Source organism: Nocardia sp. NPDC058499 (genome assembly GCF_042719915.1).
Classification (GTDB): domain Bacteria; phylum Actinomycetota; class Actinomycetes; order Mycobacteriales; family Mycobacteriaceae; genus Nocardia.
Map to the genome: position 1 here is coordinate 125,591 of NZ_JBHXMZ010000002.1, position 25,746 is coordinate 151,336.

Below are 25,746 nucleotides of genomic sequence, written 5' to 3' on the forward strand. Positions count from 1 at the left end.
TGCGGCGCTTACTCCGGCAGTGGGACCCGGAGAACACGGAGCTGGAGAGCGAGCAGAGCGTAGTAGCCGACCACCGCTGTCAGCTCGAACACCTGGGCTGTCCCGATCGAGGCCTGAAGCTCCGCGAACGTCGCATCGGACAGGTCTCCGGACACGACCATCTCGTCCGCGGCGCGGGCGATCACCGCCTCGGCGGGGTCCAGGACGGCGTAGTCACCGTCGCGGATTCCGGCCAGCTGCTCATCGGTGACACCCAGCGATCGGGCGATCGGCTCGTGGACGTGGCTCTCGAAGTCCGACGAGCGACGTGCCGCCACCACCAGGATCGCGATCTCGCGACACCGATCCGGCAACTCCGATTCGTACCGCAGGGTCGCGCCGACTGCCTGCAATGCGTGCCCCAGCGACGGCTGCAGCAGGAATCCGTTGAACGGACCCTCCAAACGTCCGTCCTCGTCGGTCAGGGATGCCGCTCCCGGCTGCCCGGACCGGGGGCCGCCGAGGATCGTGTCGTACAACGCTCGCTGCGCAGCGTCGAGCTCGGCAGGAAGCAGCTTGCGGTTACGGCCGGTCGGCATCGGCGATCAAGCCTTTCGAGGTCGGAAACAACGATTTTTGTTACTCGAGTCTTACTACCATCGTCGATTATCGGAGCCTCATGACCGAACGCACCGCACCGTCCGCGGGACCGGCGGACGACGCCGTCAAGCAGCGAGCCGCGCTCCTGCGCTCCATGACGCTGACCCGAATGCTCGACTACGGCATGGATCATTGGGACGCAACCCAACTCGTCGGGGCACCGGCCACACAAGCCTGGGACGAAGTCGCGGCCGGACTCGCCGAAGCTCAGCTCGCCCGCGCCACGACCGCCGTCGAGCACGGCAATATCGAGACGGCGGTAAGCTGCTACCGACGGGCGGCAGCAGCACTGGTGGCCGCCCAGATGGCCTACAACTTCGACAACGCCGCCAAGCGTTGGCTGTACGCCCGAATGTCGCAGGCCTACCAGGACGCAGCCCGGCTCGACACCGATATGCACATCGAACGACTGGAGGTCCCTTACAAATCCAGCCACTGCAACGCGTGGTTCCTCCGGCCGCGCACGGATCGTCCGGCCCCGCCGGTCATCATCGTGGGCGGACAGAGTGGATGGGGGCCCGCGTACCACCGGCAAGCCCGAGCCCTCGTCCGGCGCGGACTGTCCGCCGTCCTGCTCGAGGCCCCCGGCCAGGGCGAAACCCGGATTGTCAACGGTCTACATCTCGACGAGCACGCGGACGAGGCGTTCAGCGCGACCCTCGATGCCGTTCGAGAGCGCACGGGTTTCGCCGGCCCATCCGGGGTATGGGGCAACAGCTTCGGCGGACTGATCGCCGCGCGCGCTGCCCTCCACGACAGCCGCTTCGCCGCATGCTGCGTCAACGGCGCTCCCGCGCGGCCGGAACCCGCACCCTTCCGTACGGCCGGCGAGCAGTCGCAAGCCCTGCTCGGTGTGAGCAGCGACGATGAAGTCGCCGCGGTTTTCCGTACGCTCTGGATCGATCCGGCAACCGACCGCACGTCAGCGGCCGTGCTCGTCCTGCACGGCGGGGCCGACCCGTTGATCGCACTGGACCAGCAGCGTGCCTTCCTCGACTTGTCGGCCGATTCGTCGCTGCGAGTATGGGAGGACGGCGAGCACACCATCTACAACCACTCCGCCGAACGCACGGATTTCGTGGGCGACTGGTTCCGTCACCGGCTCAGCGACGGTTTACTCACGACGAAACCCACTTCGTGACAACGAGGCCGGTGGGCTTCTCGCCGGGGGTGGCGTTCGACCGCTCGACTTCGTTCCTGCAGACTCGATCTCCCCTCGTACTCCGGTGCCACACCGATGTCGTACTACAGTCCGGTGCGCGCGCCGGTGACGGTTTCCTACCGTCGATTCATGCGTATACAGGCTGTCGCCGCTTCGATCTGTACCGCCTCGGTGTTGCTCACCGCCTGCAGCACGGCCGGGGAACACTCCACTGCACCTCGTGTATCCGCCGCTCGCATGGACAGTGTGCAAGCAGACCTTGATTCAGCGATCGGTTCAGGTGCTGTCGGTGCCATTGCCACACTCACCGAAGGGGACTCCGAAACCGTATTGACCTCAGGAGTCGCCGATATCAGCACCCGGTCACCGATCCCCGCCGACCGTCCGCAGCATGTCCGCGTCGGCAGCGTCACCAAAACATTCACCGCCGCAATCGTGTTGCAACTGGCGGCAGAGCACACAGTCGATCTCGACCGCCCGATCGCCACCTACCTGCCCGAGCTGTTCACCGGAACCGGCGTGAACGGGCAGGCCATCACCGTCCGTCAGATCCTGGGCCACCGTAGTGGCCTGCCCGAGCTGACCGGTTCCCCTGGTGAGAGCGAATACCATGCCGCGCACGATGGCCGCACTTTCGATCCGGATCAGGTGATTACGCAGGCGTTGCGCAATCCCCCGCAGTTCGCCCCCGGCGCACGGTTCGAATACACCAACACCAACTACCTCGTCGCCGGCCGGCTGATCGAGGTGGTGACGGGCCACCGCTACAGCGATGAGCTGCGCGACCGCATTACCGCGCCGCTGAACCTGTCCGATACCTATCTGCCGGCTGCCGGTGACACCGATCTGCGGGAACCACACCCCATCGGATACCGGGCCCTCGATGGCGTAGTCACAGATGTCACCCACATCGAACCGTCGCTGCCGTGGAGTGCGGGCGCACTCGTCAGCACCGGTGCCGATCTGAACCGTTTCTACACCGCCCTGTCGGCTGGGCAGGTTGTGCCGCAGCCCCAATTGCGGCAGATGCTGGACGGTGTGGATATGGGCACCGGTGACGGCATGTTCTACGGTCTCGGCCTCGGATACACCCAGCTACCGTGCGGGACGCAATTCATCGGGCACAACGGTGGGATCTTCGGCTTCTCCGCGATCACCGGCGCCACCTCGGCCGGTCGGGCTGTCACCCTCTCTTTCACCGGGACACCCACCGACACCGATAGCCGCAGCCTGCTCACCCACGCACTGTGCGACTGATGCGGAGTGGCAGGCATTTCGGCGACTGCCGTGGCCGGTCCGCTGACGGTCGGACAAGCGGCTAGCGGACCTCATCGTGCTCACGCAGCAGGTGGTCGCCCGCCTGCGGTAGGACCTCCGTGGACGGCTACCTCGACCGGCTGGTCGGATCCCAAAGTCCGTCGGCTTCACCACGAGCAAGATGCTCGGCGTAGACGCCGACCTTCCAGGAGATGACGGACCGGCACTCCTCCAGCGCCTGGATCTGTGCGTCGACGCGCTGCCGATGGGCGTCCAGCAGTCGCAAACGTTCCTCCTCGTTGCCCGGTCCTCGGCGCACGAGTTCGGCGAAGTGCTCGAGGTCGGTTAGCGGCATGCCGGATTCGCGGAGCTTGACGCAGATCAGCAACCACTCGACATCGACAGAGGTGTAGCGTCGTCGGCCGCCCGACGTGCGCTGGACCGGCCCGACAAGCAGGCCCTTGCGCTCATAGAAGCGCAGCGCGTGCACGCTCAGTCCGGTCCGCTCGGCTACCTCGCCGATGCTCAGCGACTGCACGGCAGCCTCGGTGGTCGTCATCCCGCTCACTCCTGGATTTGATCTAGACCTCGCTCTAGATCGTAGCGTCGGCGGCATGACCATTACTGATCAGCAGCCGCTCGGCTCGGCCTTCTCCGCATCCACTACCGCCGAGGACGTCGTGGCCGGCCTCGACCTCTCCGGCAAGACGGCCGTGGTGACCGGGGGCTACTCCGGGCTCGGCCTGGAGACCACCCGGGCTCTGACGGCCGCCGGAGTCCGGGTCATCGTTCCCGCCCGCCGCCCCGATGTTGCCCGTGCTGCTCTGAAGGAGGTGAAGAACTGCGAGGTCATCCCCATGGACCTGGCCGACATCCACAGCGTCCGTTCAGCCTGCGCGCACCTCAGCGACCGGCTCGACGGGCTCGATCTCCTGATGGGCGTTGCCGGAGTCATGGCCACCCCGGAGCGGCGGGTCGGACCCGGCTGGGAAGGCCAACTCACCGCCAACCACTTCGGGCACTTCACCCTCGCCTGCGAGCTCTACCCGCTCCTGGCCGCCGCAGACGGCGCGCGCGTCATCGTCAACAGCTCGGCCGGGCACACCCTGACCGGCATCCGCTGGCACGACCCGCACTTCCGCACCGGCTACGACAAGTGGCTGGCCTACGGCCAGGCCAAAACCGCCAACGCTCTGTTCGCCGTACACCTCGACACCCTCGGGAAAAGCGACGGCGTCCGCGCATTCGCCCTCCATCCCGGAAAGATCATCACCGGGCTCCAGCGGGAGATGCCCCTCCAGGAGCAGATCGACCGCGGCTGGGTGGACGAGCACGGCAACGTCATCGGCGATGGTTTCAAGACCCCCTCCCAGGGGGCCGCCACCGGTCTGTGGGCCGCCACGTCCCCGCTCCTCGACAGCCGCGGCGGCCTCTACCTGGAGGACTGCGACGTTGCCTATGTTTCGGCTCCAGGCACCCCCATGGATGACGGTGGCGTCCGCGCATACGCCATCGACCCGGACGAGGCGGCCCGGCTCTGGTCCCTGTCTCTCGCCGTGACCGGCGCCACGCCGATCACCCGATAATCGCGCATCGTTGGAGTCCGGAGTCGACACCAGAAGACCAAGCCCTACACTCCTCGCCACAACAGGAAAGTGGAGAGGTATCAGATGGTGATCAGAGCGAAAGGCAGAGGCCCCCATGGCCCTTCATCCGGGCGGTGAAGGCGGCCCACGCTGCCGGGCTGAACACCAGCGCGGACCCGGTCGGGTTCTTGGAATCGCGAACACCGACAAGTCCCCCGTCGAGCCAGGCAGCTTCGACACAATCTCCACCACTCCCGCTGTGTGATGACTTGAACCACTCCGCATTCGATAGATCGTTCGTCACTGGTCGTATCTCCTTGCTATCTTTCTGATTCGATCCCGCGAACTCACGTCGTCCAGAGTTGCCGACCGAAGTGTGTCGTACAGCGCCCGGAACCGTTGGACATCATCGTTGTCTTCGAAAGTCATCGAACCGATGGCGCCCTCGGTATGCACTACCGACGGCTCACTGTCCGGAAAGTCCAGCACGATGAACGGCGGGACTACGTGGCCGGTCGGGAGACCCGCACCGAATGGAACCACTCGGACCACGGTGTTCTCGTGCGTGCTCACATCTGCCATATGCCGGCACTGCGAAGCCATGATGCGATTCGAGCCGACCACCGTGTGCAGCACACTTTCGTGCAGCAAGAACTCGAGGACAACCTTCCAACGCCGCTGTACGAGTCTGGCCCGGCGCTGAATCCGCATCTCGACCCACTTCTCGACCTCCGAATCGGGATCGTCAGGTGCAGACGCGCGGTAGACGGCCCTGGCGTAGTCGGGCGTTTGCAGAAGTCCAGGGATCAGCAGGGGTTGAAAGAAGCGGAATTCAGTGGCATAGGACTCGAGTTCGAGATACGAACTGAAACCCTCGTGGAGGAAGTGCCGGTAGTTCTGCCACCACACCTTGGTGTTCGATTCTGCCGCCACAGCCATCAGGTATGCGGTCCGCTCCTGCGGCAAGCAGTAATAACGGCAGAGATACTCGACCTCTCGGACCTTGATCTTCTCGTACTGCCCTAGCTCGATCCGGCTGAGCGTAGCCCGGCTGAACTCGGTCTCCCGCGCCACCTGGTCCAACGTGGACCCGAGCGCGTGGCGGGCATCGCGCAACGCCCGCCCGAGTTGCCGCCGCGGCAATGTGGTGCCGCTGAGATCCGCCTTACTCGGCATAGCGCCTCCCCTGTTTCTCAATGGAATCGCTCGGCGTTTCTCAGGTCGAGAATCATCGTAGGCGTGCCCTGGGAGTCGTGCTGGGCAGATACACCAAACCTGCGAAGGCCCCTCATCGAGATATTCCAAGCCTCTGACGTGCAGCAACATAACCACATGCCCGAGAGACACGGAAGCCGTTGGCGCAAAGGAGCATTACCGCGGATGCGCAGTACCGGCCGAGCGAACCGGACCTGGTTCGGAATCAACGCGAATGGGTTGGCCGCCCCAGCGCACACCGGTCCGCGCACTGGAGCATTCGCCGACCGGCCCATCACAAGGCTCCCGAGCGTGTCACGTCCGGCAGCTCGAGGCACGCGATACACCGAGGTCGACGGCTGGTCGGCCGCATGGCGCTGCGATCGCGAGAATATCCGCATCCTCCGGGTGCGTTTGTCGTCCGGCGCCCCGGTCGAGCTGTCGACAGTCGGCCCGTACGTCCCGGACCTGGCCGAGATGCGTGAACGATTCCCCGAGCACAGCCGCTTGTGGGATGCGATCCGCCACGAGTTCTGGGCGAATGCCATGCCGGAAGGCCACACCGGATGAGCACGATCAAGTATCCGGACGACGAATCCATCGCGGAGATCACCGCGCACTATCTACTCGCCATGCCTGCCGGGCTGTTGCCCATGCTGTATGGGTTCCGGTTCGACGGTCGTTCGATCGACACCGACTGCGTACGAGTCGAATTGGATCACGACCGCAAGGCGGACGAGCCCAACCCGCTTCACGTGAAAGCAGCCCAACTACGAACCATTCTCGGCGCCGGCATGTTCGGGTTCGGATTCGTCTTTCCGGTGTTCGCCGATCAGCTCGATTCCGGTGCGCAGAACCGCCATATTCCCCAGCCGGTTCGATCCGCGGCCGCGCGGTTACCCGCCGCCGAGGACCTGATCGCGGCCGCCATCATCGACGCAACCGGCCGGCAGTGGTGGGCGGTGGTACCCCGACACGTTCCGAATCTGGAGCCCATCCTCTTGCGCCTACCCGCGACCCCACCGGAGAACTGGCGGATTCCCGAAGGCCTCGATGCTTCCCTGTGGACCGCTGCGCTCGCACTCGACGACCGCAACCATGACGCACTGCTGCGCCTGCGCACTGCACACCCGGATTCGAGCTCGGCCCGGTGAGCGCAGTATCCGAACGGCACGGCGGCGACGGCCGCCGCTCCCGCGCCCACGGCGGGTTCCGGGTAGCAGAACCAGCGCGTCCGGGCAGCTCACCAGGCGTCGGCGCGTTCCTCTTCCAACCGATTCCAGGCGAGATCCAGCCAGGTGCTGAAATGCTTGGTGAACTCGGCAGGGGTAGCCGGTCGAACCGTCACGTGGGTGCCACGATGTTCGGTATAGCGGCCGTCACCGGTGATGTCGTACCACTCCAGTTTGCGAATCGGATCCAGAGCGGCGTCGTACCGGCCGATCCGAAGGATCGCGCACCCACCGCCGTCGGCTTCTCGGCCGAGCAGCCGACGGTAGGCCTCACGCGCACGAGTCCGGCGAGGGTCTTCGAACTGCTCCGTACGCTTGCCGAGATCATCGGGATGAAAGGTCACCGGTTCCGCGGACCCCGGCGCACATCCGGGAAGTGCGGCAACGAGGCGGGCCGCCAAATTCTCCGGACGAAACAACCGCACCTGGATCGAACCGAAATCGTCTGCGTTGCCGGCCTGACTCAGCGTCACGGCATGGGCATCGGTGCGTGCCCCGATGACCCGGTAATTGCGCATGTCACCACGACCGGTGCTGCGCTTGTGCGCTACTGTCCCGCCGAATATCGCCACCTGCATGCCCGAGGTGCCCAGCGTATCCAGCGCCACTTGAATCGCCGCACGCTCCTCGCGCGAATACCGCTCCCGCACCGCGACTCGATGTGCTCGGAATTCGTCGTTGAACGCGAATCGGCTGATGTAGCGGAGCGGGCTGGGGAACCGATCGTAGGCGTCGCTGTACCACAGCGACGCGAAGTCATCCGGTTCCCAGGTCCACTCGGACATCTCTCGTTCCCTTTATTCGATGCGATACAACGATTCCGGCAGGTGCGCGATAACCGTGTGTCTCCACGCCGGAGCGGACCCACCCTGTGGTCGGTCGGCACTCGGGCCGAACCGAAAAGGCTGAGCTTATTCGGGGTTGGAGCCGATCACACCACCCTCGATGGTCGGCGGTATCTCACCCAGCAGCTCATCGGTGTTCTCTTGGTTGATCAAGTAGTCCGGCACAGAGCGGTTCGATTCGTCGTCCTGCCCGCCACCGCGCCCGGCCCCCGCCGCCCCCATCGGCATACCGCCCATACCGCGAGTTCCGGCGGCCGTGGTCCCGCCGGCGGCAGTGACACCGGCAGGGGCGCCCGGGCCGGTGGTGGGGCCGCCCTGAACGGTGCGGCCAGGGCCTGGTGCTTCCGGCGTGCCAGGGCTTCCTGGCATGCCTGGTGTACCCGATGGTGTACCACCCGGCGAGCCGGGACCGGTGGTTACCCCGGCCGGTGTGGTGCTCGCCGGGACCGTGGGTGCGGTGCTCGGTGTTTCGGTGCCGGCTGGGTTGGTCGCGGTCTCACCGGGCGACGTGGTCGTGGGCTGACCGTTCTGTTCCTCGCCGGGCGTCTCCCCCTGCGGATCCTCCGAGGTCCCCGGTGTTTCACCGTTCGGGGTGTCGCCGGGGGTGGTCCCGTTCGGGTTACCCGAAGTCGTAGTAGACGGGTTACCCGTATCGGTGTTGTAGCCGCCGGGTGGAGGTGCAGGAATGTCAGTGGTCGAGGTGGGCCCTACGGGGACGGGAATCACAGGGACCTGCTGATCCAGCAATCCGAAGGGTTCGACGTACTGGGTGGTCATGGCTTGCTGAGCCTCTGCCGTACGTCGATCCGCCTCATCCTGGCTGATCATACTGTTGAAAAACCCCTTGGCGCCGTCCATGGTGAACCACTCACCCTCGGTGATCAGCGGGTCCCCCACGTGCCGCTTGGTGTTCAAAATGTACTCGGCAGCATTACTGACCCCGTTGGACAGTGCCTCCAGCGCAGGAGTCACCGGTCGCGCATGCTTTTCGATGTAGTCCTGGATCGCCTGCCGGGACTGCTCGGCGGCCGGGCCGGACCATGCCTGGGCGAGCGAGGTATTGATCGACCGGATGAAAGTCTCCACTCCCTCCTCCCACGACACTCGCATCGCCCAATACTTATCGGATTGGGCTATCGCATCCTGGACAACCAGCGGGTCGAATGCACTTTTGATACTGGCATGGTTCCAGCTCTTGGGGTGCTCGCCACCGAGCCCGATGATCGGGTCCTCGTATTCCGTCATTCGGTAGATCCATCGGGCAGGGGGCGGCCGGTGGCCACCACAACGGGCGGACGTTCCGGCAAGCTCGCGCTCAGCGAGTTGTACGCGGCCGCCCATTCATCATCGGCTTGCATTATCCGATCGCGGATAGTCCGGTAGACATTCTGGATGTCTTCGACAATCAGATAGTGCTGCCGCATGATCTCCCAGATACCATTCCCGTCCGGCGCGCCCTTGGCTTTCACCTTGTAGCGCCCGACCATCGCGCGAGCGGATACCAACGCGTCGTTGGCTTCGCCCAGACCCCAGGTGTCCTGTATCGAAACCTCTTCCGCCAAGCGCTGAATCTGAAGAATTGTTGTCTTGAACGTATCGCAATCTCGGTCCAAGTAGATGAATTCTTCGGGCGTCATCTGGACAGAAACCTGCCCGTCGTTCGCCGCATTGATCAGGTTGGTCATTGGCCGAGGCGCCGGCTCGTCACTCACAACTCATGCCTCCCGGTCACCTACTCGATCACGCGCCGGCCGGTATTGTCGGAACAACCTTTTCGGCCAGTGTCCGTGCCAATGTGCACGTGTCCAAGTGTCCAGTCTTTTCGACATATGGTGGATTGGTCAGTCCGAATTCCAGGCTGCCACCATCCATCTCAACATTTACGTTGCAAGATGCATCGGTGTCTGTTTCCTGCTGCTGCGAGGCGATCGCCTTCCGGCCATCGATGGTGAACTCGACGGTTCCGGGGTAACCCTTGTCTCGCACCATCTGCAGTGTCAGGTTGGTCGTCTGGATGCTAGCGGCGTAGCCATCCGGCTGCCCCCACATACACCCTTCCCATTTGACCTCCCCCGCACTGAAGTCATCGTCTTTCTTCATCCGGAGGCCCTCCGAGTCCAATACGGACTGGGGGACATTTGTGCACGGGTCATAGCTGGTAGGCGCATCTGGTGCCATAGAGGCAGTCGACTCGACAGCCTCCCCCTCGGTGGTGGACGACTCACACGCCGTAAGCGCCAGCACCGCCCCGCTGACCACCGCAATCAGCAGCCGCCGCTTCCCCGCGATCACCAATGCCGACCTCCACCGCCGATACCACCACTGGTCCGGCCCCGGGGAGGACCGGCGTCTCCGCCCCCTGCTGCCGGCTCGGGCAGACGTTACCGACGGTCACGACCCGGCGCAACACCGACGCGTACCTGCACGCCCCCCGACTCTCCTCGTGATCAGAACCAGTTGCCGAGACCTGAAACGTGCTTCCACCTAGGCGCAGTACACAGTACTGTGTCGCGTCGGGCTTGCATCGCCAGACCTGAGGTATGGTCGGCTCGGACGGCAAGTATTGGGGGAGAGAACATTTCCGAATCCGAGAATCAAGCACCGGATCTACAGGTCGTTCCCGAAGAGGTGGTCGACGCCGGCCAGTACGTTCAGCAAACCGCGGACGCACTGGTGAATGCCCTGCACTCTCTCGACACCGATATCGACGGCCTGCTTGGTGTATGGAAGGGCCTCTCGGCCGGCAGCTACCAGGCCGGCTGGCAGGAGACGAAGCAAGGCGCAGTGAACGTGCTCGAGGCCCTGGCAAAGATCGCCGATCTCCTCGGTGTCAACAGCCGCAGCTATGTCGAACAAGACGAAAGCAATTCCCAGAGCTACGGATCACTGAACATTTGACAAGGGAAGCCAGGAGGGGCAAGTGATGGACGAACGAGCGTTTCAGGTCGACCTTGTGGAGCTGGAGAACATCACCGCACGTGTCGGAAACTTCGTCGGGTTTCTCGCCGACAGCCTCACCGGCCTCGAACAGCGCATGGCGACCCTGCATCAGACATGGGGCGGCGATGCGGCCGCGGCCCAGAGAGATGCATTCCGGCAGTGGGCGACTGGCGCCACAGATGTCGCTGATGGGATCGATGTAATGCGGCAAGCCGCACAGTCTGCGCACGACCGGTACACCACGGCTATCGAGACGAACCGGCGGATGTTCGGCCGGTGACGTTCATCAACGTTGCTCCAAGTGTCTACTTCGACGCAGCGAGAATATGCGGAGAGTCCGCTGCCGCCTTCTTCGCGGCCGTCACCGAACAATTCGGTGACCTCGCCGGACATACGAAAGACATGGCCGGAAGTATCGGAGACGGCAAGACCTGGGCGATTTCGTACGACCAGCAGACGACCGAAACGTACTTCCTCGTCAAATCCTTGATCGGCGCCATCGACAACTACGCCGGTATCATCATCGAGGCCGGATACAACTATGCCATTGCCGATTACGACGGAATTGGGCCCGGCCCGGAAAGGCCGATCGTACCGAACTCCTCCCTCCTTTCCTGCCCGGCCTCGCCGCCCTCGGCAGGAGGCACCGGCGACGGACTGCTCGACGACGGTCTCGACCTCGCGACCAGGATCGGGGTCCCGATCCCTGACGGCGACGCCGATAAACTAGCGAAAGCCGCTACCTGTTGGAACACCTTGGCGACCGAGCAGGCCACCACGAACCTGCCGGCCGAACTGGAACGCGCCGCGGCGTTGTTCCAAGAGGTCACCTCACCTGATGTCTCCTTCATCGACGAAGATCTGCGTGCGCTGAAGTCGGCCGCGGTAGATCTTCTCAGCGTGTTCGCTGACCTCTCGACTTCCTGCCGAGACCAGGAGGCGGCGCACCGCCGAGTGCGTGCCGAACTCGCCTCGGTACTAGAGCAGTTTGCCGAGGACATCGGGAAAGAGATCCTCGTGAACGTCGCCCTGACTGTAGCGGCATCCGTTGTCACCTTCGGAATGGGCAGCGTGGCAGTCACAGCCATCCGTGGCGGAAAATTCGCGACAAAGGTCAAGGACTGGGTTGATAGGCTCCGCAAGGTCATCAACGACTTGCCGCTGAGAAAGAACGTCTCCCTCAAAAACCCGCCAAACGCCGAAAATCAGGAACTCGAGCGCATCATCGACCTGACAAAAAAACACGGTGATGAAGCCAAGAAGACGAAGATGACCCCTGAAGAGATTCGACAACGCGCTCAGCAGATCGGCGAGGAGGTCAAGGGTCTACCGAAGGGATCCGGAAAGCCAGATATCTTGGCGAGTAAACTAAGTGAAATGAATCTTTCTCACGATGACGCCGTACAGGCAGCGGTGGAAGCTTCGAAATCAGCCTTTACAGGGGTGGGCGGAACGGCTGCAGCCAAAGGCGGTGGGACGGTTATCTTGCCCGAGCTGGCCACTCAGCAAGTAGTTCTCATCGTCAAGCCGGACGGATCAGTCATAGTTGAACGTGGTCCTATATGGGACTTCATGGCACAATAGTCGAGGAGATATTTTTGACCGACCGAACAGTAGAATCGATAGATTTCGAGATCTACCTACTCACCGGAATGAAGTGCGAACGCTTGGTACGCGCCAAGATGAAGGAGATCGGCTTAACAGAAAGCCGCGCCCATGCTATTCGCGAAAGCGTAAGTCCAATCACGAAGCTGGACACCGGGCAGTTCGCCAGAGTGAGGCAGATACTGGCGCCGGCGGACAATCATGGGACAGATGCGGAGATTTCACACCGTCTCCAACTTTGGCCAGGCTTCGATTTCGTCATCGCTCCGGGAAGAATGGGGTTTCTTGGAAAAGCTCGCTTCGAACGCAGCTCTGGGATCGTAGGACCTCGAGTCGAATCTCCCGAAGAACTCGAACCTTGGAACCTCACGATTGCCGAACTGTCGGCCGCCTTCGGTCCGCTGAGAGACGGCGATCATTGGCCACCATACGAGGAGTATCTTTTCAGAGATTCTTTCGGTAATGAGTATGGAGCGGGTTTCAGTTGGGGCCTCCTGCAAGAGGTCGAAGCATTATGAGTCCATCGACATCCTGCGCGCATCCCACCCGACGGCGCCTGGAACACCCATCATCCGGACGGCACGACCACCCCCGCCGGCACCGGTCATCCGCCGAGTGCCCGCACGCCTGAACCGGACACACTCGACACCGAATCCGCCCGCGACCGAAGCGCATTCCGGCGCCCCCAGGATGCGCACCCCCGGGTGCCCTACGAAGATCTCACCGGTGGCCGTCCCTCCCGCACCATTACGCCGGACGATCCGCTGTCGCCGAGGCGGAGCAGGCCCTTCGGGCGGGACCGCAGCGGCAACCCGGTGCCCCTCGAACCCGACACCGCCTACCGTGTCACCGACCGGTCCGGACGCGACCGAGGACTGTTCATCACCGGCCTCGACGGAACCATCCAAGAAGTTGTCACCGATTCCGGCGAACGACGGACCCACAACACGGAAACGCGACGGATGGAGGGCGAGGGGTTCTTCCACACTCCGTCGTTTCGGAAATTGAGGGGTACATCTATATCCGAGGGAATGAAGATATCCGCTGTGCAACTTCTGGCCCGGCTCCGTACCGCACTACCTCAGAAAACACGGAACCCTACCCGAACCAGACCTCGTCACCCACGCCATATCTCGCAGATTCTCGATCCCCGAACTGAACCTGGAAATGCTCCGTCTCGCAGCCCGTGACGCCGCTCCGGCCAATTCTTGATCCGCCCCACATTTGCGCAATCACCTCCGTCAGTGGGCGTACTCGGAGCCGACGAGCGCGTGATTGGCGGTGATGTCCGCTACCGCGTCCCCGTGGTCACATAAATCGTCGGCCAGACGACGCCGGAGGGCAGTGGGCAGCGCGGGGGCGAAAGTTTTGAAATAGGCCCGCAGCCAGTCGGGCCGGGCGATCAGGAATGGCAGGTCTGTTGTCATCATGTTGCGCGCCACGACCATCGGCCAGGGTGTGTCGAGCGGATGGAAATCGTGATTCCACAGTCCGGGCTGCGCGCAACCGGGGTAGAACTGCCCAAGCATGAATCCCTGCTCGACGAACTGCGTCTTGCGGGCGGCGTGGACCTCATCGATGACGGTGTGATCGGAGAGCTCCCCGAGCACGGTGATCAGCGCGTGCGGGCGCTTCCAATCCGAGATTGTTGTGAGGTGGACGAATTGGTCGTACATATCGTCGACCACAGTGTCGAGTATCGATGTGCCTATATCGCCGTCGATGAAGGTCGCCCATAGCAGGCACTTCGTGATCGCTTGGCTGATGAACGGGCATACGGCGCCCGGTCTGCCGAGTTCCTCGTGCGGTTGAGTGAGATATTCGCGAGACCACTGCGTCAACCGAGCCGCACGGGGGTCCAGCTGGTCCGGGTCGAAGAGGTTGATCCACTCGAAGCCGGAATGCTGTCCGGTCAGTGTGGTAATCGGCGTAGTCATGGTGTCCCTCCGGGGTCGGAGCCATCTACAGGGTGTGCGTGGCGCGGCAGGTACCGTCGTAGCTGCGGGCCGATAGCGTTCCAGGCCGCGGCGCTTGTCATTTCGTCGTGGTCGGCGGCGACGCGCAGTGTGGTGATCGTTCCGTCGATGAATGGCCGCCACGAGTTCACACCGAGATCCGCCTCCGACCGTCTTGCGGCACCGAAGTACAAGAGATCGCCGGGGAAGCGTGCCGGACTGTAGCGCCGGCAGATCTCGATAGTGCGCACACCGCCGCGGCGCAGGTTTTCCCAATGTTGCTCGTCCAGCGATTCGGTGTGTATCGCGACTTGGTTCAGCAGGTGCTGTATTCGAGCGGCGTCCGGTGTGTCGTTCACGAAAGCCTCGTCGGCCGGCACCGCACTGTCCAACATCGCGAGTAGCGCGACGGATTGGCCGTCGGCCCGTAACCGCACGGCGAGCGCATGGGCGATCACGCCGCCGACCGACCAGCCCAACAGGCAGTACGGCCCGCTCGGCTGGTGAGCCCGGATCTCGGTCAGATAGTGGTCGGCGAGCTGTTCGACGGAGTCGAATTCGGCGGCGGGATCGGTGAGTTGGGGCAGTTGTAGTCCGTAGATCGGTGTGTCGGGGTCGAGGTGAGCGGTCAAGCCGGCAAACGACCACGCGAGACCGACCGCGGAGTGGATACACCACAACGCCGGCAGTGTCCCGGCCGTACTGATCGGCAGGACAGTGCGGAGTGCGGCATCCGGATCGGGCAGGTCCGCGGCCACACCTCGATCGAGATGTGCAGCAATCGATTCGGGTGTGGAATGGGTGTAGATATCCCGCACAGTGATCGGAGTCGTGGTTCGCGCGTGCAGGATCCCCGCCAGTTCGGTGGCAGTGAGCGAATGCAAGCCCAGTGCGAAGAGGTTGTCGTTTGCGGCGATGTCTTCGACGCCGAGTAGCTCTGCGGCAGTCTGCACGACAAGTTTCTCGGAATCACCGGCAGCGGGTCGGCGCGCCGACGCGGGCGCGGGTGCGGGTGCGGGCAAGGCAGCGCGGTCCAGTTTGCCGGCCTGGTTCGTCGGCAGCGCGGCAACCACGGATGCACTGGCGGGAACAAGGTGGCTCGGTAACAACTCGCGGACCCTGGCGAGCACGTCATCCGAATCGACCGCACCGTTTTCGGGGACCAGATATGCGACCAGTCGCGCGTCGGGCAGCCCCTGGTGGTACACCGCGACCGCCGCGTGCGACACCTGTGGGTGGGTAGCGAGGAGGGATTCGATCTCTCCCGGCTCGATTCGGTGCCCGCGCAGGTTGATCTGATTGTCGACCCGCCCGTGGTAGTCCAGTCTCCCCTTGTCCCGCCGGCATACGAGATCACCCGTTCGATACATGCGGCTGCCCGGCGGGCCGTAGGGATTGGCGACGAAGTGGGCGGCGGTGGTGGCGGCGGCGCGGTGGTAGCCGCGTGCGAGTCCGGGGCCGGCCAGATACAGCTCTCCGGGTACATCGGGCGGGCGTAGGGTGAGCCACCTGTCCAGTGGCAGTGCGCTGACGCCGGGTATGGGTGCTCCGATGGACGCCGGTTCGCCCGGTGTGAGCGGCTCACTTTGTGTGGACACCACGGTCGCTTCTGTCGGTCCATAGCTGTTGATCAGGCGGCGTTGCGAGTGTGCCCACCGGGTGATCACCCGGGTATCGACCGGCTCGCCGCCGGTGACCACTGTTCGAAGATCTGTCAGCTGTTCGGTGTCGAGACTGGACAGTACGACGGGAGAGGACAGGTAGTGGGTTACGCGTTCGCGCGCGAGTAGCCGGGTCAGTTCGGCGCCGCCGACGATGCCGGGCGGAACGACGACCAGGGTCGCGCCGCAACTCGATGCGGCGAGCAATTCGAGCAACGAGGCGTCGAAGACGGGGGCGTGCGCGTGCGCGATCCGTGCTTCGGCTCCGACGCGATAGCGGTCGGCCAGATGTGCGGTCAGGGCCGCGAGCCCGCGGTGGGTGACTGTGACCCCCTTCGGCCGTCCGGTGGTGCCCGAGGTGAACGTCACGTAGGCGGGATGATCGATGTGCAATCCCGCCGTGCGTTCGTCGTCGGTCACCACGCCCGAGGACCGGCTGGCGATACGCGTCCTGGTCTCGGGATCGTCGAGGACTACCCAGCCGCGGGCTGGTGATGGCAGCACCGCGGCATGGCGTGCGAACGTGACCCCGGATACCGGCCGCGCGTCGTTCATGACCGTCGTGATCCGCCCGCGCGGCTGGCCGGGGTCGATCATCAGCGTCGCGGCCCCCGTCATCGTGACGGCCCACCAGGCGAGCACCGATTCGAGGCTGCGTGGGATCGCGATGGCGGCGATCTGCTCGGGTCCCACGCCGATTTCGATCAGCTCGCGCGCCAACCGGGCTGCTTGCGATTCCAGGGCGCTGTAACACAAGGTGTGGTCGCCGTCCCGGATCGCGAGCCCGTCAGGGTTTCGATGGGCGCCGGCGGTGAGCAGTTCGGGCAGTGTCCGGGCGGGCGGCGGTGGATCGGGTGGTGCGACCGGCGGAGCGGTCGGTTCGAGGCGGCTGAGCTCGACGTCCGGGCCTTCGGCCAGCGTCGTGGCCAGCGTCGAGAACATACGTGCGTAGGCCTCAGCGGTGCGTCGGCTGAAAAGGTCTGCGGCGTAGCCGAGTCGCGCGTCGACGCCGATCAGAGTCCCGGCACCGTCACGCCGCTGCGTCAGGGTGATGTCGAGGTCGAACCGCGCGACCGACAGTTCGAGGGGAACCTCGGTGAGCCGCAGCCCGGGAAGCGGCGGTTGCTCGCCGACGGCCGTTTCCACGATCAGCATCGTCTGCACCTGCTGTATATCGGACTCGCCGATCGCCGCGACAACTTGTTCGTACGGAACGTCGGATTGCGCGAATGCGGCGATGTCGAAGTCCCGGACTCGCGACAGTATGCGGCGAAAACTGTCGAAGGGGTGCGCCTGCGCGCGCAGCAGGATCGTGTTGACGAACATTCCCACCAGCCCGTCGAGCCGGCGATCACCACGGCCGCTGGTCGGTGTGGCGACGACGGTGTCGCCGCCACCGGACAGGCGCTGCAGCCACACTGCGGTCAACACCTGGTAGGCCATGAAATCTGTCGCACCGACGGTGTGCGCGATGCGCGACAGTCGCTGACACGACACCGGGTCCACAGTGAATGTGATGTGGTCGCCGCGATCCGTGCGTCGGATCGCGCCGGGACGGGAGGGCGGTACGCGCTCCGGTGCCAGGCCCGCCAGCCGCTGCTGCCAGCCGCGGATCTGCTCTGCGCCGTATGAGCCGGGGTTCGACGTATCGCCGAGGGCCTGCGTATGCCATAGCGCGTAGTCGGCATAGGAGACCGGTAGCGGGGACCATCCCGGCGGGTGGCCGGCACAGCGAGCGGAGTAGGCGGCGGCGAGATCGCCGGCCAGCGGCCCCATCGACCAGCCATCGGCCACCAGATGATGCAGGACGAGTACCAGCACGTGCTCGGCGGGCGCCGGCTGCAGCAGCGCAGCCCGGAAACACGGCTCGACGGAAGCGTCGAAACCCGCAGACGCCAGCGCGTGGAGCCGTGCGCCGAGTTTCTCCGGTTCGATCGGTTGCGGGGCGAGTTCGAGCTGTATCTCGGCTACCGGCAGTACGCGTTGGGCCGGCCCCTGCGCATCGGCCGGGAACACCGTTCGTAGCGGTTCGTGCCGTTCGAGCACATCGCGGAGCGCATCGGTCAGCGCGCCGGTATCGAGCGGTCCGTCGAGCCGGACCGCGAACGGCATGTTGTACGCGGGGCTGTCCGGGTCCAATTGGTTGGCGATCCACAATCGTCGCTGTGCCGGCGCGAGCGGGATGCGTCCCCGCCGTGGATCTTGCCGGGTGAGTTCATCGATCACACGCGTGGCGCTCGCGGATCCGTCATCGATACGACGTGCCAATGCAACGACGGTCGGATGCTCGAAAATGTCACGTACCCCGATCACCGCGCCGGTGGATTCGGACAGCCGTGACGCGAGTTGAGTAGCGGCCAGTGAGTGGCCGCCGAGGGCGAAGAAGTCGTCGTCGCGCCCTGCCCGCGTGATGCCGAGTAGCTCCGCGACCGTGGACGCGACCGCCTGCTCTGTGGGGGTCTGCGGCGCGCGGTAGCGCGCCGGGGTCAGCGCGGGAGCGGGCAGCGCGGCGCGATCCAGTTTGCCGTTGGCGGTCCGCGGCAGTTCCGGCAACACGATCGCGGTGGACGGTACGAGCGGTTGCGGCAGTATGCGCCGTGCGCGCGAGAGCACCGAATCGGCGGCGAGTTCGGTGCCGGCGGGGACGAGATAGGCGACCAGCACGTCACCGGAGGAACCGGGACGGATCGCGACCGCCGCGCGGGCGACCTGCGGGTCGTCCGCCAACGCGGATTCGATCTCATGTGGTTCGACCCGGATACCCCGCAGGCTGATCTGGCTGTCGCCACGGCCGTGGTAGTCGAAAGCCCCGTCGAGGCGCTGCCGCGCCAGGTCACCCGTCCGATACATCCGGCTACCGGCGGGGCCGTAGGGATTCGCGACGAAGCGGGTGGCGGTCGAGGCCGGGGCGTGGTGATAGCCACGGGCGATACCTGGACCCGATACATACAGTTCACCGCGTGCCTCGCGCGGCTGCCGCTGCAATTGCCGGTCGAGCACGACCACCGCCGCACCCGCGGCCGGGGTGCCGATGGTGATCGGCCCATCGCTGCTGAGGGGTGCGGTTTGGGTGGCGATCACGGTCGTCTCGGTCGGGCCGTAGCTGTTGATCAGCCGGTGTCGTTCGCTCCACGCCGCCGCGATGGTGCGTGGGCACGCTTCGGCGCCGGTGACGACCGTCTCCAGTTCGGGCAGCGCCGCCGGATCCAATGTCGCGAGTACCGCCGGGGTGGACAGGTAGTGGGTTATCCGCCGACTCGAAAGCAACCGGGTGAGTGCGGTGCCGCCGATGACGTCGGGCGGACAGACGACCATGGTGGCACCGGCACCGAACGCGGCGAGAAGTTCGAGCAATGCCGCGTCGAAGCCGGGAGCGTGCGCCAGCAATACGCGGGAATCCGGCCGCACCCGATACTGTTCCACGGCGTATCGGGTCAGATTCGCAAGTCCGCGATGGGTGACCGACACGCCTTTGGGCGAGCCCGTGGTCCCGGATGTGTAGATCAGGTAGGCGGGGTGTGTACCACGCAACGGGCGGGTCCGCTCCGAATCGAGAACGGGCGAGGCCGGACGCGCGCCGACGCGGGCGCACGTTGTCGCGTCGTCGAGGACAATCCACCGGAACCCGCCGGATCGCCCACCGGCGTATTCGCCGACGGTGAGCCCGGCTACCGGACGAGCGTCGGCGAGCATCCCGGCGACCCTTTCATCCGGGGTCGCGGGGTCGATCGGCATCCACGTTGCACCGGTCTTGGCGACGGCCCAGAACGCCGGCACCGAAACGAGCGACCGATCGACGAGCACCGCCACCACAGTGTCGGGTCCCGCACCCGCCGCGATGAGCTCACGGGCCCATTGCGAGGATCGGCGATCGAGTTCGTCGTACGCGCACCGGACATCTCCTGCCTCGACGGCGCCCGCGCGTGCGTGTGCCACACCTTCGGCGAGGATGTCGGGAAGTAACTCAGCGGAGGATATTTCGTCGTACTCGACCGCGCGATCGTGCACGTTCGCCTCGTCCGTGGGCGTGAGCAGCGGCAAGGTGCACACCAACGTATCGGGCGCTGCCGCTGCCACCGCATTCAACAGGGTCAGTAGCCGGGCATGGTGTTCGGTCAGGACAGCGTCGGTGTAGAGGTCCGGATTCCCCGAGAGGTCGATGCCCAGGGGAGCGTGCGCGCCGTATCGGTAGACGGTCAATGCCACGTCTTCGACGGGGCCTACCGACAGCACCTCCACGCCGGCGGTCGCGGCACCGAACCGCAGCGATTCATCGACGAGCAACAGGTCGATCACCGGCCCGAGAGCACCACGGCCGGCGACTCCCGGACCCAGGTCGCGCCGGATGTCCTCGAGCCGGTAGTGCTGGTGACGTAACGCCCCGGTCACCGCCAGGCGCACCTGCTGGACCAGGTTCCCGACCGTCGTGTCCGAACCGATATGCGCACGCAGGGGGACGGTATTTGCCACCATGCCCGCCGAGCGACGTAATGCCGCGGTGGTTCGGGCAGCGACCGGGAGCGAGACGACGACGTCGCGCGTCCCCGTCATCCGGGCGAGATACGCGAGCACCGTCGCCACGATGAGCACCGGAGTCTGCGCATCGAAGCGACCGGCGGCAGCCGACAATGCGTCATCCGATTCGGGGGGCAGTACAGCGCGTGCAGCGAGCGGGACAGCGCACGGCGGGGCGACCCGGTCGCTGAGCGAGGGCACCGTATGAAGGCCGGCGAGGCATTCCCGCCAGTAGGCCCGGTCACGCTCGGCGCGTGCGGAGCAGCGGTATGCGCGCTCGCCGTCGGCGATATCCGGCAGCGCGAGGGCGCCCGATGCCGCAGCTTCGCTTCCGGCGCACGCGGCGGAATACAGTTCAGCAGTGCGGCGCAACAAGATCATCGCGCCGATGCCGTCGATGCCCACATGATGTGCACGCGAATACCACCAGTAATGATTCCGGCCGACTCGGAGCAAGTGCGAGCACCCCGGCTCATCGACGAGGAGATCGATGGGCGCGCGGAGGTCCGCCTCGATCCATGCCCGGGCGGCTGTCGTGGGGTCGGGATATTCGCTGTAATCGTCGACCTGAATCATGCGCTGCACGCTGTGGTCCACCCGCTGGACAACCCGGCCGTCACGGCACAGGAAAGTGAGGAACGGCGACCCCAGCTCATGCCCGGCGGCCAGGGCACACCGTTGCAGGAGCGCCACATCGAGCTCGGCTTCGATATCGAGAACCTGAGCGACGCACAGCGGCACCGACGGCAGGAGTTGCTGGGCATGCCACAGACCTGCCTGTGCTGGTGACAGCTCGAATGCTCCCGGGGGCAGAGCGGACGCGGTCGCCGCGGTCGCGGCCGAATCCTCGCAGTTCATACGCTTATCCCTTCGGTCAGGAGCGTGCACCGCCCCGAAGTTGCGCGTTCATCGAATGTGGAATACTCCGAAACACGCCGAACGAAGTACTGGCGCGTACCCCACTGTTCCGGGCGTTGTGTCACCGGAATCCGCGACATATCCGACGGCCTGACTGCACCAGCGAGGAACTCATGTCCGAACGCAAGGTGACGGTGACACTCGACCAGGTTTCGGCGACTACCCTGTGGACGTTGCGAGACCGCGCACATGCGGCGATGCGGCCGCGACCACTGATCGTCGATCCGGTCGCGATTCAGGCGTATCGGCGAATCGACTACGACTTCGGTGAGTTCGGCCGGATACGGCAATCGCACGCGCTTCGGCCACTGTGCTTCGATCGCGGGGTCGCCGATTTCGCAAGCCGGCATCCGCGAGGTGTCGTCGTGGCGCTGGGCGACGGGCTCGAAACCGGATTCTGGCGTAGCAACTCCGATTCGCTGCGCTGGCTGTCGGTGGATCTGCCCGGAGTCATCGCGATCCGTGAGCAGGTCATGCCGCAAGACGCTCGGGCCGAGGTCATCGGGTGCTCGGCGCTGGATACCCGCTGGATCGGGCGCGTCGATGCCGAAGACGGGACCCTGATCACCGCACAGGGACTGCTGGGGTATTTGCAGCCCGCGGAGGCGCTCGGCTTGATCGATGTATGTGCGCACGCCTTTCCGGGCGGGGAAATGATCTTCGATACGATTCCGGGCTGGTTGCGCAGGCCCTCCCACCAGGACACGGACTCTCCCCGACCAGCCATGCCGTTCCATCTGACGGCCCGCCAGGCCGCGCGACTGCCCCGCCACAACGACGCGATCAGCTCGGTGACCGAGTTGCGGCTGCCGCCCGGCCGCGGCCTGTGCGGTCGAATCCCCCTCGCCCTCGCCTACCACATTCCGCTCGGTGCGCTCCTGCGGCCCACGACGACGCACGCGCAGTTCGCTCGTGCCGGGGCGCAGCAGTGAGTCACATCGGTAACGCGGAATGAACCTTTCGGGCATGGGCGATCCCTCCAGCCGCTGAACAGGGGACTCTGACGACCCCGCACTCCATGCAGGTGGCGGATGAACCGATCCCTCGACCCGCACCCGCCACGGGTGTCGAAGTCGATTATCGACCCGGCCGGCCACCGATGGCGCACGTAGTGGACTACCTCAGCGACGGCAGTGGAGTACGCGACGCCGATCCGCGCTCACGAGTCGATCTCCCGCGGCCGTCGGTCAACGTCCACTGACGATGGCGGCAAGTGCCTCACGCGTATTGACACCGAGTTGCTGCCCGGCCCGATAGATGTGGCCTTCCACGGTGCGGACCGACACGATCAGCCGGTCCGCGATCTGCTGATTCGTCAGGCCATGTCCGATCAGGGTCGCGATCTCACGCTGCCGGTCGGTGAGCCTGGCGTCGATCGCGATAATCGCTTGGACAGCGGGCGTGTGCGCCCCGCACTCGGTGGCTATACGGCGAGCGCGTGCCGCCGATGCGAGCGCGAGAACCCGCATCCCGCGGTACGCGTGTGCGCTTGCTGCCTGCGCAGCGCAATCTGCTGCGGCCAGCAGGTCGCCGTATCGTTCGAATTCCGCGGAGACCTCATCCAGCGCGGACCCGTCGCGGTCGGCGAGCGCAGCGGCCTGACGAGCCACGGCGGGGGCTCGCGGGCCGTCCACCGAGGACGCCAGTCGCGAGAGCCGCTCGGCACAGGAGATATCGCCGAATCGGACCGCTGTGTGCAACGCGAGGACTTCCAGCGTGAACTGCGCATTCTTCGCGGCCAAGTCCGCTGCCTCATGCGCGACGGCGATCGCGGTGTCGATGGGCGGCTGCCGCGTCGCCACCACCCATGCCCGTACCCGAATCAATTCGGGGTCGAGGAACGAGTATCCCGGGTGCCGGGCGGCCTCCGCTTCCGTCAGCGCATCCGCCGCCTCGTCGCCGTCACCGGTGAGTGCAAGGGCCTGTACGAGCGAAACGCGACAGGCATACCGCATTCCGAACGTACCGTGCCCGCCCAGGCCGGAGATCGCCTCGCGCAACGCGCGCAGCGCCTCGGCGACGCGACCACAACGCAGTGCGGCGCGCCCGTCCACGAACACTGCCGCGGTCCGGATCGGGGCCGGAGCATCGGCGACCATCTCACGGACGTCGGCGACCAATGCCTGGGCGCGATGCAGATATCCGGCATTGACCAAGGCATTGACATGCTCCATATGCACCGTGATCGGCGAAACACTCGTATCGTGACTGCGCGCTGCGATGGCACCGCGGTCCGCGAAGGGACCGATCTGGTCTGTTCTACCGAGGACCCCGAGTGCGCCGACAAGTGCATAACACGCCTGCGCGACGGCGGCGGGGTCCGCGCAGCCGCTGTCGAGAACTCCTCGCGCCGCCCGGGCGGCCGGCCGTGGAAGGGCACAGCACAAATCGAGGACGGCGCCGAGCGCGATCAAGCTCTGCTGTGCGTCACGATCGGTGATAGCCGACCGTGCCTGCGCCAGGACCAGCTTCGCGTCACCGACCCGGCCCAGGCTCCAGAACATGTTCGCCACGCGGTCGATCGCGACCCGCACACGCTGAGCGTCGTCTCCCACGTCCGCCAAAGCCGCCAGCTCGTGCTCTGCCTGTGCGCCGTCCCCGTTCATCGTCAACGCGTGCGCGCGCAACCATCGCGCCGGCACACCTCTCCCCGCGGTCGCTGCCGCACCGGCGAGCTGCGCACACAGCTCCGCATCCCCTCGACCCAGGGCTATGCGCGCGCCGTCCATGAAGAGCTCCGGTTCGGGTGGGCGGTCGGACTGCATGGTCAGGACGGCTGCCCGCAACCGGGCGGCGGAGGAGCACGGCGACCGGCCGAGTGCCTGCGCGACTCTTCCTCGCAGGGCCAGCGTGTGCAGTGTCCCCGCCCGATCGCGCCGGACCTCGCCGTACAGAGGATGAGCGAGGCCCACAGACAAGCCTTGTCCATCCCTGAGTTGCACCGTCACGAGCCCACGTTCCTCGGCCTCTTCGATCGCTCGACGTCCCGTGAGTTCTTCCAATGCACTCAAAGTGAGCGGTTCCTCGATGGCAAGAATGTCGACAACCTCGCGAACAAGCGGGTCGAGGGCACCCATTTGCGCTTCGATCAAGCAGGTCAGTGTGGTGGGTAACCCTATGTCACCGGACCATCTCCACACACCGGACTCGAGCCGCAACCGGCCCGCCTCACATTCGGCGGCAACGAGCAGGCGCAGAAACAACACGGTACCGCCGGCGAGTCGCCACAGGCGTTCTGCGCTCGAACGCTCCATTTCACCGCCCAGCGCGGTCTCCAGCAGAGTCGTGACCTCCCGCAGCGAAAGTGGTAGCAGATCTATCCGCTCGAGGTACCCGTCCTTCCACAGCGACGTGATCGCATCCGGTGCGCTGTCGGTGGTCCCTACTGTCATGATCACAGGGGTCATCCCCGTCAACACCAGCTGGTGCACCGCCACCGCGGATTGCTCATCGAGCAAATGCGCGTCATCGACGCCGACCACGATGCGGCGACCATCGACTCGCGAGGCAAGTGCGCGTGCGGCGGGAAACGCCGACCCCCCGGATTCACTCGCCGGGCCGCCTTCGTCCAAAAACCTGGACAGTGCACCGAGCGGTACCGACCGGCCCGACTTGGTACCGACCACCCAGCGTTCGCGGGCACCGCTGCGGACGGCGCCGGCCAAAGCCTCGCTCGCCAACCGAGTCTTACCGACTCCGGGCGGCCCGGCAACCACCACTCCGGGCCGTGAACGGTCCCGGCCCCGCATGGCCGCCGATACGAATGCCAATTCGGCATCCCTTCCCACCAACGGCCACTTCCACACCACGATCTCGATCCTTGTTACGGAATGAACCTCTGGCTCGGCTGATGGGGTCATACGCGCCGACGGCAGCGAAACAGACCCGCGGTATTCCGAGACCGCACACTCGACACGAGCCGAAGCAGGCTCGATCCGGACAACTCTGTCGATGACATAGCCAGGACCGCAACCAGCGGTCATTTGCCGTTCGAACAGCCAGGCGTCATTGCCGGGACTGTTCCGCCGAGCCGTATCCGGCTCGTCCCAGACCCTCATCGATTAGACGCCATGGCCGCGATCGTCGCAAGACGGGTATGCCTGCACACCGAGATGAGTAGCCGACTACGTCAGCATGATCATCAACGTGACGCCGGAGTCGGCCGGGCTGCGGGCGACCTGGCTTCGATGCGCGTCGAACAGTTCGACTCGGAAGCTGTCGTCGTCGACAAGGCCTG

21 protein-coding genes are annotated in these 25,746 nt (G+C 65.2%); 10 read left to right on the forward strand and 11 right to left on the reverse strand.

Going from position 1 to position 25,746, the window contains the following annotated elements; genetic code table 11:
* Positions 1 to 8: 8 nt before the first annotated feature.
* Complete coding sequence (locus ACFWPH_RS05675; protein ID WP_378748367.1) at positions 9 to 578, reverse strand: carboxymuconolactone decarboxylase family protein; 570 nt, start codon at positions 576 to 578, stop codon at positions 9 to 11.
* 80 nt (positions 579 to 658) lie between these two features.
* On the opposite strand from ACFWPH_RS05675, the gene ACFWPH_RS05680 reads away from it, so the two are divergent.
* Both ACFWPH_RS05680 and ACFWPH_RS05685 read left to right on the forward strand, forming a co-directional pair.
* A complete protein-coding gene (locus ACFWPH_RS05680) occupies positions 659 to 1,780 on the forward strand; it encodes an alpha/beta fold hydrolase (RefSeq protein ID WP_378748368.1) in 1,122 nt (373 codons plus the stop codon).
* Positions 1,781 to 1,930: 150 nt separating this feature from the next.
* A complete protein-coding gene (locus ACFWPH_RS05685; RefSeq protein WP_378748370.1) occupies positions 1,931 to 3,058 on the forward strand; it encodes a serine hydrolase domain-containing protein in 1,128 nt (375 codons plus the stop codon).
* A gap of 127 nt (positions 3,059 to 3,185) precedes the next feature.
* Here ACFWPH_RS05685 and ACFWPH_RS05690 read toward each other — a convergent pair whose 3' ends face one another.
* Positions 3,186 to 3,617, reverse strand: coding sequence for a MerR family transcriptional regulator (locus tag ACFWPH_RS05690; RefSeq protein WP_378748371.1), 432 nt, complete (start codon positions 3,615 to 3,617; stop codon positions 3,186 to 3,188).
* A 55-nt stretch (positions 3,618 to 3,672) separates the two neighbouring features.
* Here ACFWPH_RS05690 and ACFWPH_RS05695 point away from each other — a divergent pair, with 55 nt between their 5' ends.
* A complete protein-coding gene (locus tag ACFWPH_RS05695; protein WP_378748372.1) occupies positions 3,673 to 4,644 on the forward strand; it encodes an SDR family NAD(P)-dependent oxidoreductase in 972 nt (323 codons plus the stop codon).
* A gap of 91 nt (positions 4,645 to 4,735) precedes the next feature.
* On the opposite strand, the gene ACFWPH_RS05700 is transcribed toward ACFWPH_RS05695, so the two are convergent.
* Both ACFWPH_RS05700 and ACFWPH_RS05705 read right to left on the reverse strand, forming a co-directional pair.
* Positions 4,736 to 4,948 carry a DUF397 domain-containing protein gene (locus ACFWPH_RS05700; protein ID WP_378748374.1) on the reverse strand — a complete coding sequence of 71 codons (213 nt, stop codon included), beginning with the start codon at positions 4,946 to 4,948 and terminating at the stop codon, positions 4,736 to 4,738.
* Positions 4,945 to 5,820, reverse strand: a complete 876-nt coding sequence (locus ACFWPH_RS05705) for a helix-turn-helix domain-containing protein (RefSeq protein WP_378748375.1) — start codon at positions 5,818 to 5,820, stop codon at positions 4,945 to 4,947. Before ACFWPH_RS05705 ends, ACFWPH_RS05700 begins: the two co-directional genes overlap by 4 nt.
* Positions 5,821 to 6,150: 330 nt before the next feature.
* Here ACFWPH_RS05705 and ACFWPH_RS05710 point away from each other — a divergent pair, with 330 nt between their 5' ends.
* Both ACFWPH_RS05710 and ACFWPH_RS05715 read left to right on the forward strand, forming a co-directional pair.
* On the forward strand, positions 6,151 to 6,408 hold the full coding sequence (locus ACFWPH_RS05710) for a hypothetical protein (protein WP_378748376.1): 258 nt from the start codon (positions 6,151 to 6,153) through the stop codon (positions 6,406 to 6,408).
* The gene (locus ACFWPH_RS05715; RefSeq protein WP_378748377.1) at positions 6,405 to 6,992 is read left to right on the forward strand and encodes a hypothetical protein; all 588 of its coding nucleotides are present in this window, start codon (positions 6,405 to 6,407) and stop codon (positions 6,990 to 6,992) included. The genes ACFWPH_RS05710 and ACFWPH_RS05715 overlap by 4 nt, the downstream gene beginning before the upstream one ends.
* An 89-nt stretch (positions 6,993 to 7,081) precedes the next feature.
* On the opposite strand, the gene ACFWPH_RS05720 is transcribed toward ACFWPH_RS05715, so the two are convergent.
* From ACFWPH_RS05720 to ACFWPH_RS05735, 4 genes are all read right to left on the reverse strand, one after another.
* Positions 7,082 to 7,855: an ESX secretion-associated protein EspG gene (locus ACFWPH_RS05720; protein WP_378748378.1), complete on the reverse strand. Its 774-nt coding sequence runs from the start codon at positions 7,853 to 7,855 to the stop codon at positions 7,082 to 7,084.
* A 126-nt stretch (positions 7,856 to 7,981) separates the two neighbouring features.
* Positions 7,982 to 9,160 (reverse strand): hypothetical protein, encoded by a 1,179-nt coding sequence (locus ACFWPH_RS05725; RefSeq protein ID WP_378748379.1) that lies wholly within the window; start codon positions 9,158 to 9,160, stop codon positions 7,982 to 7,984.
* The gene (locus tag ACFWPH_RS05730; RefSeq protein ID WP_378748380.1) at positions 9,157 to 9,600 is read right to left on the reverse strand and encodes a hypothetical protein; all 444 of its coding nucleotides are present in this window, start codon (positions 9,598 to 9,600) and stop codon (positions 9,157 to 9,159) included. Before ACFWPH_RS05730 ends, ACFWPH_RS05725 begins: the two co-directional genes overlap by 4 nt.
* Positions 9,601 to 9,655: 55 nt before the next feature.
* Positions 9,656 to 10,207: a DUF3558 domain-containing protein gene (locus tag ACFWPH_RS05735; protein ID WP_378748381.1), complete on the reverse strand. Its 552-nt coding sequence runs from the start codon at positions 10,205 to 10,207 to the stop codon at positions 9,656 to 9,658.
* Between the two features lie 213 nt (positions 10,208 to 10,420).
* Between ACFWPH_RS05735 and ACFWPH_RS05740 the strand changes: the two genes are divergently transcribed.
* Genes ACFWPH_RS05740 through ACFWPH_RS05755 form a run of 4 tightly spaced genes read left to right on the forward strand, consistent with a single transcriptional unit; the run spans position 10,421 to position 12,978 of the window.
* Positions 10,421 to 10,813, forward strand: a complete 393-nt coding sequence (locus tag ACFWPH_RS05740; RefSeq protein ID WP_378748382.1) for a WXG100 family type VII secretion target — start codon at positions 10,421 to 10,423, stop codon at positions 10,811 to 10,813.
* A gap of 25 nt (positions 10,814 to 10,838) precedes the next feature.
* Entirely contained in the window at positions 10,839 to 11,135 is a 297-nt protein-coding gene (locus tag ACFWPH_RS05745) for a WXG100 family type VII secretion target (protein ID WP_378748383.1), read from the forward strand.
* Positions 11,132 to 12,439, forward strand: coding sequence for a hypothetical protein (locus ACFWPH_RS05750; RefSeq protein ID WP_378748384.1), 1,308 nt, complete (start codon positions 11,132 to 11,134; stop codon positions 12,437 to 12,439). Before ACFWPH_RS05745 ends, ACFWPH_RS05750 begins: the two co-directional genes overlap by 4 nt.
* Before the next feature lie 14 nt (positions 12,440 to 12,453).
* Positions 12,454 to 12,978 carry a hypothetical protein gene (locus tag ACFWPH_RS05755; protein ID WP_378748385.1) on the forward strand — a complete coding sequence of 175 codons (525 nt, stop codon included), beginning with the start codon at positions 12,454 to 12,456 and terminating at the stop codon, positions 12,976 to 12,978.
* Between the two features lie 723 nt (positions 12,979 to 13,701).
* Here ACFWPH_RS05755 and ACFWPH_RS05760 read toward each other — a convergent pair.
* Together ACFWPH_RS05760 and ACFWPH_RS05765 are read right to left on the reverse strand one after the other, a co-directional pair.
* The gene (locus ACFWPH_RS05760; RefSeq protein ID WP_378748386.1) at positions 13,702 to 14,397 is read right to left on the reverse strand and encodes a DUF6875 domain-containing protein; all 696 of its coding nucleotides are present in this window, start codon (positions 14,395 to 14,397) and stop codon (positions 13,702 to 13,704) included.
* On the reverse strand, positions 14,394 to 21,449 hold the full coding sequence (locus ACFWPH_RS05765; RefSeq protein WP_378748387.1) for an amino acid adenylation domain-containing protein: 7,056 nt from the start codon (positions 21,447 to 21,449) through the stop codon (positions 14,394 to 14,396). Before ACFWPH_RS05765 ends, ACFWPH_RS05760 begins: the two co-directional genes overlap by 4 nt.
* A 173-nt stretch (positions 21,450 to 21,622) precedes the next feature.
* On the opposite strand from ACFWPH_RS05765, the gene ACFWPH_RS05770 reads away from it, so the two are divergent.
* On the forward strand, positions 21,623 to 22,441 hold the full coding sequence (locus tag ACFWPH_RS05770; protein ID WP_378748388.1) for a class I SAM-dependent methyltransferase: 819 nt from the start codon (positions 21,623 to 21,625) through the stop codon (positions 22,439 to 22,441).
* Between the two features lie 255 nt (positions 22,442 to 22,696).
* Here ACFWPH_RS05770 and ACFWPH_RS05775 read toward each other — a convergent pair whose 3' ends face one another.
* On the reverse strand, positions 22,697 to 25,318 hold the full coding sequence (locus ACFWPH_RS05775; protein ID WP_378748389.1) for a LuxR C-terminal-related transcriptional regulator: 2,622 nt from the start codon (positions 25,316 to 25,318) through the stop codon (positions 22,697 to 22,699).
* Positions 25,319 to 25,746 lie beyond the last annotated feature (428 nt).